17 protein-coding genes and 2 other annotated features are annotated in these 17407 nt (G+C 40.7%); of the genes, 5 read left to right on the plus strand and 12 right to left on the minus strand.

The window, feature by feature from the left end; all coding sequences use genetic code 11:
- Positions 1 to 56: 56 nt before the first annotated feature.
- Positions 57 to 800 carry an IclR family transcriptional regulator gene (locus AC6HZ4_RS23180; protein ID WP_497495820.1) on the plus strand — a complete coding sequence of 248 codons (744 nt, stop codon included), beginning with the start codon at positions 57 to 59 and terminating at the stop codon, positions 798 to 800.
- Between the two features lie 280 nt (positions 801 to 1080).
- On the opposite strand, the gene AC6HZ4_RS23185 is transcribed toward AC6HZ4_RS23180, so the two are convergent.
- Entirely contained in the window at positions 1081 to 1920 is an 840-nt protein-coding gene (locus tag AC6HZ4_RS23185) for a helix-turn-helix domain-containing protein (RefSeq protein ID WP_497492193.1), read from the minus strand.
- Between the two features lie 547 nt (positions 1921 to 2467).
- Here AC6HZ4_RS23185 and AC6HZ4_RS23190 point away from each other — a divergent pair.
- The 4 genes from AC6HZ4_RS23190 (at position 2468) to AC6HZ4_RS23205 (ending at position 7120) form a co-directional block, all read left to right on the plus strand.
- Entirely contained in the window at positions 2468 to 4420 is a 1953-nt protein-coding gene (locus AC6HZ4_RS23190; protein ID WP_497492194.1) for a primary-amine oxidase, read from the plus strand.
- A gap of 74 nt (positions 4421 to 4494) precedes the next feature.
- Positions 4495 to 5082 (plus strand): hypothetical protein, encoded by a 588-nt coding sequence (locus AC6HZ4_RS23195; RefSeq protein WP_497492195.1) that lies wholly within the window; start codon positions 4495 to 4497, stop codon positions 5080 to 5082.
- A gap of 201 nt (positions 5083 to 5283) precedes the next feature.
- Entirely contained in the window at positions 5284 to 6546 is a 1263-nt protein-coding gene (locus AC6HZ4_RS23200; protein WP_497495821.1) for an ammonium transporter, read from the plus strand.
- Between the two features lie 208 nt (positions 6547 to 6754).
- Positions 6755 to 7120, plus strand: a complete 366-nt coding sequence (locus AC6HZ4_RS23205) for a winged helix-turn-helix transcriptional regulator (protein WP_497492197.1) — start codon at positions 6755 to 6757, stop codon at positions 7118 to 7120.
- Positions 7121 to 7296: 176 nt separating this feature from the next.
- On the opposite strand, the gene AC6HZ4_RS23210 is transcribed toward AC6HZ4_RS23205, so the two are convergent.
- The 11 genes from AC6HZ4_RS23210 to speD form a co-directional block, all read right to left on the minus strand.
- A complete protein-coding gene (locus AC6HZ4_RS23210) occupies positions 7297 to 7911 on the minus strand; it encodes an acetate uptake transporter (RefSeq protein ID WP_497492198.1) in 615 nt (204 codons plus the stop codon).
- 474 nt (positions 7912 to 8385) lie between these two features.
- Complete coding sequence (gene rplT / locus AC6HZ4_RS23215; protein ID WP_497492199.1) at positions 8386 to 8745, minus strand: 50S ribosomal protein L20; 360 nt, start codon at positions 8743 to 8745, stop codon at positions 8386 to 8388.
- 41 nt (positions 8746 to 8786) lie between these two features.
- Positions 8787 to 8984: a 50S ribosomal protein L35 gene (rpmI, locus tag AC6HZ4_RS23220; RefSeq protein ID WP_497492200.1), complete on the minus strand. Its 198-nt coding sequence runs from the start codon at positions 8982 to 8984 to the stop codon at positions 8787 to 8789.
- A gap of 17 nt (positions 8985 to 9001) precedes the next feature.
- Entirely contained in the window at positions 9002 to 9508 is a 507-nt protein-coding gene (gene infC / locus AC6HZ4_RS23225) for a translation initiation factor IF-3 (protein ID WP_497495822.1), read from the minus strand.
- A 65-nt stretch (positions 9509 to 9573) separates the two neighbouring features.
- Positions 9574 to 9712 (minus strand) — a sequence feature (ribosomal protein L20 leader region).
- Between the two features lie 311 nt (positions 9713 to 10023).
- Positions 10024 to 11955, minus strand: coding sequence for a threonine--tRNA ligase (gene thrS, locus AC6HZ4_RS23230; RefSeq protein ID WP_497492201.1), 1932 nt, complete (start codon positions 11953 to 11955; stop codon positions 10024 to 10026).
- A 42-nt stretch (positions 11956 to 11997) separates the two neighbouring features.
- Positions 11998 to 12219 (minus strand) — a binding site (T-box leader).
- Positions 12220 to 12276: 57 nt separating this feature from the next.
- Positions 12277 to 13134 (minus strand): putative sporulation protein YtxC, encoded by an 858-nt coding sequence (ytxC, locus tag AC6HZ4_RS23235; RefSeq protein ID WP_497492202.1) that lies wholly within the window; start codon positions 13132 to 13134, stop codon positions 12277 to 12279.
- Between the two features lie 182 nt (positions 13135 to 13316).
- Positions 13317 to 14258, minus strand: a complete 942-nt coding sequence (dnaI, locus tag AC6HZ4_RS23240) for a primosomal protein DnaI (protein WP_497492203.1) — start codon at positions 14256 to 14258, stop codon at positions 13317 to 13319.
- Between the two features lie 29 nt (positions 14259 to 14287).
- Positions 14288 to 15673, minus strand: a complete 1386-nt coding sequence (locus tag AC6HZ4_RS23245) for a replication initiation and membrane attachment family protein (protein WP_497492205.1) — start codon at positions 15671 to 15673, stop codon at positions 14288 to 14290.
- 73 nt (positions 15674 to 15746) lie between these two features.
- The gene (nrdR, locus tag AC6HZ4_RS23250) at positions 15747 to 16208 is read right to left on the minus strand and encodes a transcriptional regulator NrdR (RefSeq protein WP_497492206.1); all 462 of its coding nucleotides are present in this window, start codon (positions 16206 to 16208) and stop codon (positions 15747 to 15749) included.
- 39 nt (positions 16209 to 16247) lie between these two features.
- On the minus strand, positions 16248 to 16649 hold the full coding sequence (locus tag AC6HZ4_RS23255) for a cytosolic protein (RefSeq protein ID WP_497492207.1): 402 nt from the start codon (positions 16647 to 16649) through the stop codon (positions 16248 to 16250).
- Positions 16650 to 16760: 111 nt separating this feature from the next.
- Positions 16761 to 17144 (minus strand): adenosylmethionine decarboxylase, encoded by a 384-nt coding sequence (gene speD, locus AC6HZ4_RS23260; protein ID WP_497495823.1) that lies wholly within the window; start codon positions 17142 to 17144, stop codon positions 16761 to 16763.
- Positions 17145 to 17407: the final 263 nt, after the last annotated feature.

A 17407-nucleotide genomic window follows, 5' to 3' on the forward strand; every position in this document is an offset into this window, starting at 1 on the left:
GATAGCACCACGATGAACTTGGACTATTAAAGAAAGGAGAGGGAAGCTTGTCGGAGGTGATTCGGAAGTCTATTACACTGTTAACTGCCATTAAGCCAAATGAAGAAAAGGAAGAGTGGAGCGCAACAGAGATCAGCCGAGAACTTAATATTCCTGTCCAAACCGTACACAGACTGCTTTCATCTCTTGAAGAATACGGATTTGTATTTAAAAATAAAGAAACAAAAAAATTCCGGCTAGGATTGACCTTACTGCAGTTAGGACTCTCTATCAGAGATAACTTATCAGTTCGGAATAGCGCGCTTCCGGTTATGAAAAAACTAGAGAGTAAAACAAAAAAAAGTGTTTATTTAACAATCCCGGAAGGTGATGAAGGGGTATTTATTGATTGTATTAATTCCCAACAGCCCCTAAAAGATGCCTATCCAATTGGTATGAGAGTCCCTTTATGTGTTGGAGCTTCTAAAAAAGTGATTTTAGCTTATATGGATATAGGAGCAAAGCGACGAATTATAAAAAACCTTATAGAAAAAGGTAATATCAAAGATTTAAAAAAGCTGGAAGAAGACTTAATAGTTATTCAGAAATGCGGGATTGCTATATCATTTGGGGAAATAACAGAAGGAACTATGAATATAGCCGCTCCAATTTTTTCTTGGGAGGATAGGGTGGTTGCTTCTATAAGTGTAGTTAGTTCAGACACAAGATTTACAGAAAATCAAATAAAAGACATTATAGATTTTACACAAAGAGCAGCTGAAGAAGTCTCAGAGGAATTAGGTTGGCTGAAACGAAGATAGATCGTATTTTGTTGAAATGAAATAGAAATTTTAATGTGTAGTCTTTTTTAGAATTAAAGCGGTCTCCTGTATTCACTTAGGAGTTATCGGAATGCTCGCCTCTTGGAATTAGATTGTTTTCAAGTTGGCGTTTTTTATTTTTTACAGTCTGAAAACTCCTCCTAATGCTGGATACATATCTTTATCTTGATAGCTAAGAATCATTAATCATTTAATGTCAGAATTAGCTATCAAGAAAAAAACGCATGTCATTAGACAAGCGGTTGGAATTCTGTTTCACTCACATCGGAACCCCGAGATTCCGGACAAAGTTTTCTTTATATTGTTTAGGTGTTAAATTCGTCATTTGTTTAAATCCTCTAATAAAATGAGCTTGATCATAATAACCATTTTCATGAATGATATCTAATAAGTCAGAGCTATCCGTTCGAAGTAATCCGTCTAAAGAATTTTGAAATCTAATAATTTGACAAAATTGTTTTGGTGAAAATCCGATATACTCCTCAAACTTTCTGCGTATATATTGCTCCGAGTATCCAATCTGCTTTGATAATTGGTTAATATTTAACATGCCTTTAGCTAGGTACATTTTCTGGATAGCATAGTCAACAATCTTTTGATCATAATTTATATCAAAATTAGTCCTTTTTATAAACTGCTTAAATAGTTCAATTCTTTCATCAAAAGACCTCCCGCCTGCTATTTCCTCTATAATAGATAAATCTGCAGACATTACATCAAGTAATGGAATTTGCTTATCCAAAAGCTCTCTCATTGAGTAGTTCAACTTTATTACTCCTTGCTCCGGAAAAAATCTAACTCCAAAATATTCACAGTCATTTTGAAAATGCGGCTGCTTCCGTCGTTGAAACGGGCTGGTCCAAAGAAAAGCAGAAGGACTCTTTGAGCTGCAGCAAAATAGTATATCAAAGCAACCATCAGGAATAAGCGAAAGAGAAGTAAGTGAATCTTTGTTAGTCTTAAATTGATAAAATAAAGCAATATCTTTACTAATTGAACAATCGATAGGTTTTAATTCCTTATAAGATTGGGTACTCATTTGGAGCTCGGGTTGAAAAGGAAAATAATATTCTTCTTTTAAAATTATAAGATTAGTCATATTTGATTTCTCCTATATTCATATTTGTCACCTTTTATAACATGCGAATTAATTATCAGTAAGTATATGACAAGTAAAATATACCTGTATGTCGAAATAGGTTTTAGGTTTGTGACATATATGTGACAAATTTCTGAATTGTTTAGGTGTAATATAACAAAATAAAAAATGTAAGATCGATTCTAACAGTAATACTATTGATTTTTACTTAAAAAAATTAATATACCAGATCAGATAACCGTTTTTTTTCAAAAACCCTAACTTTTCATTCGGATCTCCCCCTCCTCATTTATTTGTTTGATTCTTATCCCGGAACCAATTTGCAGCTTTATTATGTTAGATTTTATTACATTTAATGTAATTAATTTTTACATAGTTTCGTTTTTTACAATAAAACCCCATCGAAAACAATTATCCTTAAGAAGACAAAGCAACAGAAAAGAAAGAGAAATGAATTCTGATAAAGGAAATTGAATACATTTCCGAAAAAATTAGTTCCCAGTTCTTTTTAGTAAATCTAAAAACCTTTTAAAGGGAGGATTATTTCATGCAAACACAAGAAATCAAAATGCAAAAAGTTCTTCATCCTTTAGAACCCCTAACAGCTGAAGAAATTACAAAAGCCGTTGCGATTTTACGAGAGAAACAGAATTTAAGCAATTCAGCAAGATTTGCACAGGTGGTATTACAGGAGCCTTTAAAAGAAGTTGTCTTACATTATAAGGAAGGAGATGCCGTTAATCGTGAAGCCTTCATTATCATTTTAGATAACGCCACAGAAAAAACTTATGAAGCAGTTGTCTCAATTACAAATGAAGAAGTCATCTCATGGGAGCATATTCCAAACGTTCAACCAGGATTTATGTTGGATGAATTTGAGGAATGCGAACGAGTTGTGAAAAACAACCCTGACTATCAGGCCGCCCTATTAAAACGCGGTGTGACAGATCCTGATTTAGTGATGATTGATCCTTGGTCAGCGGGTTACTTTAATATAGAAGAAGATGAAGGAAAAAGGGTAGCCCGTGCATTAGCCTGGGTTAGAAAATCTCCAAATGATAATGGGTATGCCTATCCATTGACAGGTCTTATTGCTGTAGTTGACTTGAACAAGATGGAAGTAATGCGAATAGAAGATTACGCTGTGAAGCCCCTTCCTCCTTTAGATGGAAACTACACACCAGAAACATCTAATTCTATTGAATTACGGAAAGATTTGAAACCACTAGAGATCATCCAAGCGGAAGGTCCTAGCTTTGAAGTAAACGGACATCATATCCGCTGGCAAAAATGGGATTTCCGTTTCAGCTTTACTCCGAGAGAGGGACTTGTTCTACACACAGTAGGATATGAAGATAAAGGGAAAATTCGTCCGATCCTGTATCGCGCTTCATTAGCAGAAATGGTCGTTCCTTATGGAGAAGCAAGTGATATGCACAATCGTCAAAATGCCTTTGATGCCGGAGAATACGGAATGGGCCAATTAGCTAACTCCCTAACACTCGGTTGTGACTGTCTAGGTGAAATTCGTTATTTCGATGCGGTCATGACAGACAGCAAAGGAAATATCAAAACGATCCCTAATGCGATTTGTCTGCATGAGGAAGATTATGGAATTTCCTGGAAGCATACAGACTGGAGAACAGAAGCAGTCGAAGTACGCCGTTCACGCCGTCTTGTAATTTCATTTTTCGCAACGGTTGCCAACTATGATTATGGATTTTTCTGGTCCTTCTATCAAGATGGCACGATGGAAATGGAAGTAAAGTTAACAGGAATGTTAAATACAGGCGCCCTCGATGAAGGAGAAAAGCCGAAATATGGGACGATGATTGCACCGCAGTTGAATGCACCTTTCCACCAACATTTCTTTAACTTCCGCCTTGATACACAATTGGATGGAATGAATAACTCCGTAGTGGAAATAAATACAGTACCAGAAAAGAGAGGAGCGCACAATCCTTTTAATAATGCTTTCCATATTGAAACGACAACATTTAAAACAGAGCAAGAAGCACAACGCATTATGGATCTAGCTTCTCAACGAACATGGAAAATCATCAACCCGAATTCTCTGAACGCCGTCGGACAGCCTGTAGGATATAAAATTATGCCAGGTGAAAACTGCCTTCCTTTCGCTTATGATGATTCCAGTTTAATTAAACGAGCAGGATTTATCAAAAACCATTTACATGTAACAAAATTTGATAGCAATGAAATCTATGCTTCCGGTAAATATCCAAACCAGCACAAAGGCGGAGATGGGCTAACAAAATATGCCCAAGCAAACCGTAATATTGAGAACGATGATATCGTAGTTTGGTATACTATGGGTCACCATCATATTACTCGCCCAGAGGATTGGCCGGTAATGCCAACAGCTTACATAAACTTCCAATTAAAACCAGTTGGGTTCTTTGATCGCAATCCTGCTCTTGACTTACCACGGCCTACACCGAAATCGTGCCATACGAAAGCTGGTTCCTCTTGTCAGCATTAATTTAGGGAAAAAAGGAGTTGGTTCAACTCCTTTTTTCCTAACAGAATGCAAATTTAAACCTCCGGAGGTGGAATATGCTGTTAATTAGTAGTGCATGTATTATCTTACTTTATACCATCTACTATGGAATAAAAATTTATTTAAACAAACAATTCTTGAGCCAAATGACAGGGAAAAGCATCTCAATGGCAATAGGGATGGTAAGCAGTTTGGCAATGGGTCTTATTATAGCCATTCCCCTTCAAAGCCAGCTGGCAGTTTCTACTATTTTATCTGTTTTGATAAGCCTGCTTGCCGCTTGGTTTATTAGTCATCCATTCGGATCTCTAGCCGTGATAGAGGCACTGGCGGCTAGTCTAATGGGCAGTATGATGGGGGCTATGCTAGGAGCGATGCTGCCATCCAATCAAACTACACTTGTGATGATCTCTATGGATGCCATCTACATGTTTAGCGTCTCTTCTATTCTAATGCTCATTAAGAAGGAAGCAGCAGCAAAGGCAGATTTCCCAATCCCAACTAGAAGCAAGCCTTATTCCTTTTTTCTAAAGCTAGTGATCCCCTTTCTTTTTATTGCAATCGCAACCTTCCTGGATCACAATCATACTGATAGTACACAACCTATAAATACCCACACCCATCATCATACAGGGAATGAATAATAGGCAGCTAAAAAATTTTTTATATCTTTTGATAGTCTTTGACAACATCATCATTATTCTGTAACGTAATTTATTTTTATAGAAGGAGGCTTTAATATGAATTCTTTATTCAAAAGAAGAAGCTGCGTATTACTTTCAGTATTAGCCCTCTTTATGATCCTTCCATTAAACGTATTTGCAGCAGAAACCGCGCCGCCTAAGATTGATACCGGGGATACAGCTTGGATTCTTATTGCAACTGCACTTGTACTATTCATGCATGTACCAGGTTTGGCACTTTTCTACGGCGGGCTAGTGAGCGAACGAAATGTTGTTTCTACGATGATGCATAGTTTTATAAGTCTTCTAATCGTTAGTGTCATCTGGGTACTCTGGGGATATAGTCTTAGCTATGGCACTGATATTGGCGGCTTCATAGGAGGGCTTGATTACCTTGGCTTTAAAGATATCAGCGGTGAAGCAGCGCTCGGAACTTTAACTATACCGCACTACCTTTTCGCTATGCTTCAAATTGTATATGCAGCCATTACAGTAGCCATTATTTCAGGAGGAATTGCCGGCCGGATTTCTTTCTCAGCATGGGTAATATTCTGTATTCTATGGCCTACTCTTGTGTATGCTCCAATGGCGCATTGGGTATGGGGAGGCGGCTGGCTTTTTCAAATGGGTGAACTTGATTTCGCCGGCGGAACTGTTGTACACATTTTATCTGGAGTCGGTGCTCTTGTAGCTGCTTTAATCATCGGCCCTAGACAAGGATATCCGTATCATGAGCATCGTCCGCACAATATCGTTTTATTCCTTTTCGGAGCTGCTGCTTTATGGTTTGGATGGTTTGGCTTTAACGGCGGCAGTGCACTCGCTTCCGGAGAGATAACAACTCTTGCCTTCGCTACTACACATACAGCCGGCGCAGCATCCGGAATTGGGTGGCTTATTATTGAATGGAAGTTACGAAAGCGCCCAACTCTTATAGGGACAGCTACTGGAGCCATTGCCGGATTAGTTGCCATTACTCCTGCGGCTGGGTATGTTACCATTCCTTCTGCTTTAATAATCGGATTGGCAGCTGCCCCCGTTTGTTACTTCAGTATTAACTTCTTAAAGACCCGACTAAAGTACGATGACACATTAGATGCGTTCGGAGTACACGGGATGGCCGGTATTTGGGGAGCCATTGCTACCGGTATCTTTGCTACGAAAGAAGTGAATCCAGCAGGAAATAACGGATTGCTTTACGGTAACCCTGAGCAGCTGCTCCATCAACTTACAGGAGTTGCAGCAGCCGTAGCCTTGGCTGTGATAGGAACATTTGTTATTTTGAAAGTGATTGGTCTATTTATTCCTTTACGTGTAAGCAGAGAAGAAGAATTGATGGGACTAGATCTCAGTTTTCATGAAGAATCTGCCTATAATACAATTCAAGTAACAGATGAAACCACAGAAATCCCGAAATCGAGTTAAGGCACTTCCCCTAGCAATACTTTTTGCTAGTACAGAAATAGAATGATTGAAAAAATTAAAATAAGATGATGATGAGCCAAAATGTTTCTACTGATGATAAAGCAAGCCGAAGTTGCTTTTATAGTAGTGAAAAGGCATGGTTATATATCTTGATAGTCCTTGCGACAGAAAATTACTAATAGCTATACTAAACATGGAGATGAAGCATATGGGACATGTTTGCAATAAGAGCTTTTACTGTGAAAAAGAACTGACTCTTTCTATTATTGGAGGCAAATGGAAAATATCTATTTTATGGAATTTAGGTAAAGAAGGAACAAAACGGTTTGGAGAATTAAGGACTCTAATGCCAGGTATTACCCCTAGGATGCTAACAGCTCAATTACGGGAACTAGAAGAAGATTGCATTGTTTATCGTAAAGTATATCCCGTTGTACCTCCAAAAGTAGAGTACTCCCTGACCGAACATGGAAAAAGTTTACTGCCAATTCTCGAAACTATGTACCAATGGGGAAAAAATTATCTAGAAATCATCATGGAGAACCAGGCAGAGCAGGTTAAATTAATTAGATAAAGAACTCCTTCTTTTTAAAGAAACGAAAGTGCTCTACTTTCGTTTCTTTATCTATGCTGTTTATATTTTTTTATGTACTGTATAAAAACAAAGCCAAAAGGCCGAAGTAAGATTTCCCCGGCCTTCATCTGTTGATGATTCAATTAAAATAGAAGGTCTAGCGTCTTGTAGTTAAATTATTTCTTAAAAATCCCAAACGGCTTTCCAACAGGAAGAACAACACGTCCAAAATGTGTATTCAGCACTGCTGCAGCTGAACCGTAAAACGAGAACAATGCAATGAATAGCTCTGCAAATGCCGCAATTTCATGTGTGAATTCAGGAGCAATACCTAACGTACTTAATGATAAACCAATGAATAAGAAATCAATAAGGACAAAAATAAGAAACAGTACTTTATGAGTTTCCATTGCTCCGATTGTCATGTAAATACTGAAAATCAAATAACCGATAAACGCAATTCCAAGCTGCTTTACATCAGCCGCTTTCGCCAAGGCCTCTCCAAAAACGCCCAGCTTAATAAGCCATGATGCACCAACGCCGAACCAAAATAAAGCAAACGCGCCAAATGCTGTAGTTCCAAATGTATTATTGTGCTTTGCATCTTGAATGCAAGCGAACAATTGAGCAAAGCCTCCTAAGAAAATAGCCCATGGCAAAACCAGAGAAGTGCCTTCGGTCAAACCGAGCTTTTGTGAAGACGCGACAAGCGTCACCATCGCAAGACCAAATAATCCGAGTGCTGATGGATCTGCCGTTGTAATTTTAACTTGCTGTACCTGATTGTTCATGTTGTCCCCCTTATTTTTAAAACATACTTGAAAACAATATAAAATTCGCCAGACCCTGTCAAGACTTTTTTGGATGCTACCCTGTACATATTCTCACAAACAGGGTTGAAAATTATATGAAGAAAGGGCATTCTTGGAATAAGGGCACGCTTACATTATTATTTCAGTTTTTAGTTGATTGCATGACCACTTTAGTAATATATAAAAAAATACGTTCCATCCCTGCTAATATTCCCCAGTATACAAGGGGCCTTTTCTTTCTGTAACAGAGGTGATTCTGGAAATAGGAGCAGACCGCGGAAGCTAGACAACACTGAAAAGTTAGAAATTTTTATCCTTTTGAAGGAAACTCGCCGCTTGGTGAGCCTTTAAGCAAAGATAGGCACAGTTGCACTTATATTTTATACATTGAATTAACTTCTTGCTGAAAAAAATAAAAACCCCTTCAGGACATGTCCTAAAGGGATAAGTAAATTACTTATTTAAGCTGTTTTTCGCAGCTTCTGCTAATTGCGCAAAGCCTTGTGCATCAGTTACAGCAAGGTCAGCAAGCATTTTGCGGTTTACTTCGATGCCAGCTAATTTTAAGCCGTGCATGAATTTGCTGTAGGAAAGACCGTTCATGCGAGCAGCCGCATTGATACGAGTAACCCAAAGTTTGCGGAAGTCGCGCTTCTTTTGGCGACGGTCGCGGAATGCATACATTAAAGATTTCATAACCTGTTGGTTAGCAACTTTAAATAATGTATGTTTAGAACCGTAGAAACCTTTAGCTAATTTTAAAACCTTTTTACGACGTTTACGAGTAACTGTACCGCCTTTTACTCTTGGCATATTTCTTACCTCCTAAGATATCTATGTTAACCGTAGTCTTATTAAATGTTGTCAAGCATTTGGCGAATACGTTTGAAGTCGCCTGCGCTTACTACTGCAGCTTTACGAAGCTTGCGCTTTACTTTTGTAGATTTGTTAGCGAATAAGTGGCTTGTGTAAGCGTGGGAACGCTTAAGCTTACCAGTTCCAGTCTTCTTGAAACGCTTTGCAGCGCCACGGTGAGTTTTTTGTTTAGGCATGTGGGTTTCCTCCTCTATTACTTGCTATCGTTTTTAGGTGCTAAAACTAAGAACATGCTGCGGCCGTCCATACGCGGGGCAGATTCCACTGTACTTACCTCTGCACAAGCTTCAGAGAAACGATCTAATACGCGTTGACCGATTTCTTTATGAGTAATCGCGCGTCCTTTAAAGCGGATAGATGCTTTAACCTTGTCGCCTTTCTCTAAAAACTTAATGGCATTGCGAAGCTTCGTGTTGAAGTCATGCTCATCAATTGTCGGGCTTAAACGAATTTCTTTAACGCTAATGATCTTTTGGTTTTTACGCTGATCTTTCTCTTTCTTTTGCTGCTCAAAACGGAACTTCCCGTAATCCATAATGCGGCATACAGGCGGTTTCGCAGTTGGAGCAACCATTACAAGATCGAGATTCACATTCGCAGCGATTTCCATCGCTTCTTGACGAGATTTAATTCCAAGCTGATCGCCATTCGGTCCAACTAAACGCACCTCACGAGCACGAATTTGCTCGTTGATCATCATGTCCTTGCTAATAGTAAGCCACCTCCAAGGTTTTATCAGAATACTTCTGCGGCAGAATGTTTGTGCCCAATAAAAAAGTGCGGGCATATACAATACACCCACACTGTAACCGTTCATATCCGTTACACACAACATGATGTTGCAACCTGTCAACTGCCTAATAGCGTCAATCAGGTGAGAAGCGGGGTGCTCCTGCTTGTTCACAAATTAAGTATTCTATTTCCTCAGAAACTATACCATATTTGGTAATCGTATGTCAAGAAGTCTCATGTAAAAGTAACAACAAAAAATATTGTAGCAGAGAAATGGAAATGATGCAATGTTTTTTTGAAAGAGCATGTTTAGAACGTAATTCTTAGGCAATACTATATTTCTTCTATTATTCTAACAGATAGTATTTACACTTCTACACTTACACAATCCACCTGCCGCCGCATCTTGACTAAACCATTTACAAATCAAAAAGTGCCGCATAACGCGGCACCCTCCTCTTTTTCAAAAATAAGCAATCTTTCTTATCGTTTTCCTTCTTTTTGAATCATATCTACAAACGCCGCAAGCGCCATTGTTTCTGACTTTTGCTCGCCGTACTTGCGCACGTTTACGCCAGTTTCCTGTACCTCGTTGTCGCCGACTACGAGCATATACGGAATTTTTTGCATTTGCGCCTCACGGATTTTGTAGCCAATTTTTTCGTCGCGTGTATCCAATTCAACCCGGATGCCTGCGAGCTGAAGCTCCTCCTGCACCTTCTTCGCATAATCAAGATGCACCTGCGGAGAAACAGGAATCACCTGTACCTGTACCGGTGCAAGCCATGTTGGAAACGCCCCCTTGTATTCTTCGATTAAGAACGCAACAAAACGTTCCATTGTAGAAACAACGCCGCGGTGGATAACAACTGGACGGTGAGGCTTCCCGTCTTCACCGACATATGTTAAATCAAAACGCTCTGGAAGCAAGAAGTCAAGCTGTACAGTAGATAATGTTTCATCCTTACCAAGAGCTGTGCGTACCTGCACATCAAGCTTTGGACCGTAAAATGCTGCTTCCCCCTCTGCCTCATAATAGTCGTAGCCCATTTCATCCATAGCTTCCTTTAGCATCTGCTGCGCTTTGTTCCACATATCATCATCATCGAAGTATTTCTCTTTATCTTCTGGATCACGATACGATAAACGGAAGGAGTACTCCTCAAGACCAAAATCCTTATACACCTCAAGAATGAGGCGAACAACACGGATGAATTCCTCTTTAATTTGATCTGGACGCACAAAGATATGAGCATCGTTCAGCGTCATGCCGCGGACACGCTGCAGACCTGTTAACGCACCAGACATTTCGTAGCGATGCATTGTTCCAAGCTCCGCAATACGAATTGGCAGCTCGCGGTAACTGTGAATATCATGCTTATACACCATCATATGGTGCGGACAGTTCATAGGACGAAGCACAAGCTGCTCATTATCCATTTCCATTGGCGGGAACATGCCGTCTTGATAATGCTCCCAGTGACCAGATGTTTTATACAACTCAACGCTTCCCATAACAGGTGTATAGACGTGGTCATAGCCAAGCGCTACTTCCTTATCTACAATATAGCGTTCAATAATACGGCGAATCGTCGCTCCCTTTGGCAGCCAAAGCGGTAAGCCTTGTCCAACCTTTTGCGAGTTTGTAAATAGCTTTAATTCCTTGCCAAGCTTGCGGTGGTCGCGCTCCTTCGCCTCTTCCAGCAAGCGAAGATGCTCATCAAGCTCTTCCTTCTTCGCAAACGCAGTACCGTAGATGCGCTGGAGCATTTTATTTTTGCTGTCGCCGCGCCAATATGCACCCGCTACGCTTAATAGCTTAAATGCTTTAATTTTTCCTGTGGACGGAAGATGCACACCGCGGCATAGGTCAAAAAATTCACCCTGCTCGTAGATGGACAATGTTTGATCCGCCGGAATGTCGTTAATAAGCTCTAGCTTTAGGTTATCGCCAATTTCTTCATAGCGGCGAAGCGCTTCCTCACGGCTTACTTCTTGGCGCACAATCTCAAGGTTTTCCTTTACAATGCGCTCCATTTCCTTCTCAATCCTCGGAAGATCCTCTGCTGTAATCGGCTCTTCTAGATCCACATCATAGTAAAAACCATTTTCAATAACCGGCCCGATGCCAAGCTTCACGTCTTTATACAAACGCTTTAATGCCTGCGCAAGCAAATGGGCTGTAGAGTGACGCAAAATCTCTATGCCTTCCTTGGAATCCAGTGTAATAATAGCGATGCTGCCATCCTGCCCAATTGGTGTTTTTAAATCGAGCAATGTATCATTTAGCTTTCCTGCCACAGCCTTTTTCTTTAAGCCAGGACTAATGGAAGCTGCAATCTCTTCTGTTGTTGTCCCGTACGGAAACTCCTTCACGGCTCCGTCTGGGAATGTAATTTTAATACTTTCTGCCATGCCATTCAGCTCCTTCATAAAAATAAAAAACACCCGTCCCTAAAAAGGGACGAGTGTTGATTTCTCGTGGTTCCACCCTTGTTCCGATTCACATACGTCAATCGCTCAAGTTTCATAACGGTGTTTGCCGTCAGCAATTACTGTCATTTCATCGCTGAAGTTCAGAGGTGGTAAACAACTTTTTCGTATTAGGAAGCTTACAGCCTAAGGCTCCCCTCTCTGGGAATCGTAAAAAGAAGCTCATGTCCTCATCATTACTTATGCTATATTCACATTATGTACGTAATTATATTCGCAACACAAAAGAAAAGCAAGGGAGCATTACCGTTTTCTTACCTGCTTGCCCACCATTTTTTCAAATTCTCCGATGGTCTGAACAATTACGCGTTCTTGAAACACATTTCGAATCGTAATAATCATGTTATGGTCTGTATGAGCAGTATATAAATAAATCGTTTTCGGTGCAATTGATAAAAGCGGCGCAATGACATTCGGATCAATATATGGCTCTCGATTGTACACTATGCTCTCGTCTATATATTGGACCAGTTTCTCTTGATTTAAACGCAACCCACGTTCATCATAAAAAATGAAACTTCCGTTATAGACGAGATGAAGACAGGAAAGACGGGATTTTCGTGTACAGACATACTGCCGCAGCATTTCCACAAAGGCTTGATACTCCTGCTCAAGTTTATATTCATCAATCGCGAGCTCCGTTAAGCGAACCAAATAAGCCATATAATGCTTCAAACGAAATCTCACATATGAATCAAAGGAAAATGAGACAGGGTCTTGTACAAATTCCTTCAGGGACGCCCCTAACAAACGCTCTCTTTCTTCCTCCAAACCTTTGTATGGTATATCCTGCAGCTTCCCATCCAGCAGCGAATGAACGATATGTAGAATTTGCGCCCGCTCCTCCTGGTCGTGGTATAAAAAGGACTGTTCTAAAATCGATAAAATCCATTTCTCTTCCTTCACATCTACGATAAAACGAATAAATGCCGGAATGAATACTTCTTCTACATACCATGCATCTCCAGGCGGAATATGAACGGCCACCGTCGAACCATCCAAAAGTACGCTCATGCTTCCATACGCAGTTCCCGCACCTTCCAGCAAATGCTCGTACATCATCCGTGCATCATGCTCCTCTTCAAAGCGGATTTCGATCACTTTTGTCCCCCCTTTAAGGTCATCGCCTATTTTATGTATATTAAAAGGAAAGGTAAAAAATGATACAAGAAAACCTTGACAAAAAAGAAAAGCGGAACTGCTCCGCTTTTCTCCCGTAGTAAAACAATTTTCATACAATCTTACGTACATGTATATCAAAAAACAAAGAAAGCAAGCTATCCTTACTCTCCTTGATGACGGCGATTCTTTCCTCCTACCTGCACCGGCTTCGCCAAATATTTAATCCGTTCCATAATGCGAGCCGCCTTCATCTGCTCTTCCTCTCCGCGCTGTGAGTAAGTTAAATGATGCTCGAGCTCCTTCATGTTGAAATTAGAAGTAAAGAAGGTCGGCAGGTTCTCTAGCATCCGAAACTGCAGAATAGCTCCCAGCACATCATCTCGAACAAAGCTTGACATCGCTTCTGCCCCAATATCATCGAGCATTAGCACCGGCACTCTCTTGACCGCGTCAATTTTATCACCGAGCGTATTATCCTGAATGGAACTTTTGATTTCACGCAGAAATTCCGGTAAGTATACAAGCATGGAAGAAATTTTCCGTTCGGCTAGTTCATTAGCAATCGCCCCTAAAATGTATGTTTTCCCTACGCCAAATGGACCATATATATATAAAGCTTTCACCTTCTTGCCAAGCTCGTATTCCTTTAGAAACTCACTAGCAGCGCGAATTGCTTGTACTCGCTCCAATTGAGAGAGATCTAATCCTGCCATGGAGGCCTCTAATATGTCCCTTGGCACATACAAGCTTTGGATGAGCGACTCCTGCTTCTTACGTTCATCATATGCCACTTTGCGAGGACAGCGTTCATATTGGATGTCAATCCGTTTTCCTTGCATCACAAGATGAGGATGATAGCCCTGCAGCATATTTTTACACAATTCCAATGTTTGACAATCACCACAATTTACACTTTGGCCTATATACTCATACAGCTTCACGAGACTTCCTTCAAGCATAGAGGTGGTTACCTCTCCCTCGTGCTCAAACATAAATTGTTGAATACGCGGATGTGACAGCACCTGCTCCTTTAACGAATCGTACCGTTTCTTGAAATCCTCATTTTGAATGAGCTTGGCGAAGGAGTTCTGAATGTGTTCCATCTTCTCACCTCCAAAGGGCACAAGTCCCTTTATTCCTTCTTATACATTTTCAATTCTTCCTCTAGTCGACGCCGTTCTTCTTCTAAATCGATTACACCCTCTATTTGGCTATTAGAAGCAGCCGACTGCTTTTGTTCCTCCAGCCATTCCGGCAATTGCTCCTTGCGAGTCGTCGCTCGCTTCTTTGGCGTCTTTTTCGATGTGGCCCACTCCTGATATTGGCGGTTCTCTTCCTTTGCGAGCATCATTGCATCCTTTACCGTTGTTACTTTTTTACGTGCCCAATGCCCTGCTATTTTCTCAACATATGTTTTAGAGAGCTTCATGTCTGTTCTTAGCATAACGTAATAAATCAGTACATTTACTACACCTGGCAACAGCTTTTGCGACAGCATAACATCCTCTACAATCTTTAAGTCTGCTGCAGTGGGCTCCGTTCCGCCTGAGATTTCCTTTAACAGCTCCCTTGGGGAGATTTGCTCAAGCTGCTGAATGAGCAGCTCCTCCTGACTAGACGGCTCTTTATTTTGCATCGTTCTTGCATCAAGCGGCTGCACGCGTTCACTGAATACCGGCAAAGCACTTCCATTCTCAAACTGGTACCAGTCTCGCGCGCCTTTGCGCAGCTTCTCCATATCAATCGTATGATGCTCCGTCACTGCGCCGAGTACAACATTTTGCATCGCCAACGCATTCATACCATATACGTAGGCAAGCTTCACAATCGCTTCCTTCACCTGTGCTGTAATGGCCTTTTTCGGTACAAGCGCAGAAAGCCCTTCCGCAAACAGCTCAAAATCAAAGAAATCGTTCCAAACGCTTGGCGCCTTGCCTGCCGTACGTCCCGGTGCCGCAAAACCCGGCGGCAGGCTCACTTCCTCCTGCAAGGAAGCGATTTGCGCCGGAGAGAAGGATTGGAACACATCATTAAAGGAATGCGTTACTTCGCTGTAAGCCGAGATATCAGGTTCCTGCTCCAAAAAGGACTGCTTTAGCTTATTGTACTTTGTTTTACCAAGACGATTATATAAAAAGATATTTAATACAATATCATCAAAAAACTGCTTTGGCGACAACGGCGGCTGTAATTCGTACAAAAATGAACGTATATCCTCTTCTTTTTTTACGTATACCTTTAGCAGCCCAAGCGCCTCGAGCTTCATCCGTTCCTCATAAATTTCAGGAAGCGGCATGTACATATGAATCATCAGTGCATGATGATTACTTTCTTCACCGCCAGAAACGTACTGTTTCAATTCACTCCACAATGTATTGTATAAACCGATTGCTTTGCCGCCAACTAACGGCTGATATAGCATCGTCAATACATGACGGTCATGCTCGTGCAGCAGTCCGCTGGCGCATACGCGATACCGGTCCATCGGCAGCAGCTCTCTCCATGACTGTCTTTCCATCTTCATTGATTCCTTTCACTGTATATTTATCGGATAAAAAAGAGCCGATAGCACTTACGCCTCAAGCTCTTTTTTACTTTCCGCCTTTTTGAAGGATATCCTTTAATTCTTCAATAAACACATTTAAGTCTTTAAATTGCCGATAGACTGAGGCAAAACGAACGTAAGCTACCTCATCAATATCCCGAAGTGCTTCCATTACCATTTCACCGATTTTATCGCTTTCCACCTCAGACACCCCAATGTTGCGCAGCTCTCGTTCCACATGCTGCGTGACATCCTCAAGCTGCTTTAAGGAAACAGGTCGTTTTTCGCAAGCCTTGATCAGCCCTCGTAAAATCTTCTCTTTGCTAAACTGCTCACGCGTACCTTCCTTCTTTACAACTATCAAGGGTGTCTCTTCAACGCGCTCAAACGTCGTAAAACGATACAGACAGCTTTCACATTCTCTGCGTCTACGAATAGAGCGCCCTTCATCAACAGGACGAGAATCAAGCACTCTTGTACCATTATGAGAACAAGTCGGACAACGCATCGTCATCACTCCTCATTTATTTCTTTTACTCTTGTTCCGTTACAGCTTTGCGCCTAATCCCGATCCGATAAACACGAGCTGCTTGTCCAAGTGGCTGTAGAGCTCCGTAATAACTCGCTTGCTAAATCCGAAATCACTTGGCAGCGGCGTTTCAGTCGTTACAGAAAAGTCAATCGCTGTTTCAAATGGACGAATGGTAATTACAGTCACAACAACAAATGCTTTCTTAGAACCAACGATATTCACGCTCATTTCACCGCGTTCAGGAGAAATAGAAGTAACCGTATAGCCTTTTAGAGCACGAATAACATCTTCTACAGCTTTTAACGCATTTTGCGTGTTTGTTTTATAATAACGGCTTCTTAGCTGTTCATCCGGATGAGAGTCCATTGTTTCAGCATGTGTGGAAAAAACCTGCTTCATTTTCTGCATGATGCTCATAACATTTCCTCCTGCACGACAATATATTGTAGTTATATATACAAGTCATAATAAACTAAAAAAGAGGTGTAGAATACACCTCTTTTTATTTTAAAGCAAATATATTGTTTTTTAAAGAACTTTTGCGTCCCGCTGTTTAATTTCAAAACTGCCAGTTCCACGCGGCAATTCAATGCTTTCGCGTGTTTTTGCACCAAGACCTTCTGCAATGTAGTCAGCTGCTACATTCGGGTCAATACGATCACCACATGTATAAACATCAATGCTTGCATAACCATGCTCCGGAAAGCTGTGGATTGTTAAATGAGATTCGGAAATAATTACAACTCCGCTCACTCCTTGCGGTGCAAATTTATGAAATGCAACCTCACGTACTTCAGCTCCTGAGCGTAATGCAGCATCTACAAATAACTTTTCAATAAACGGCATATCATTCAATTTCTCAAAATCACAGCCCCATAATTCAGAGATAACATGACGGCCAAAAGTATCCATAGTATGCATATAAACTTCCCCCTTTAACTTCTTTTAACTAGCCACTTGAAAACCTAATGCACAGTATGGGACGTTTAACTACCACGGGGGAAAGTTAGTCCAAAGAGGTCCTAACCCTTTAAGTAGCTACTTTACCCATGCTTTTCAGTTCACGAAAGATAGTATACTTTGTTTATCTTTATTTTGCAACACGTCTTATCGATTTTCCCACGGATTTGTTAAAGGGTTTTTGCGGCGATTCTCTGTTACTTTTCCCCTTCAGA

The sequence above is a fragment of the Ectobacillus sp. OTK genome, from assembly GCF_059698935.1.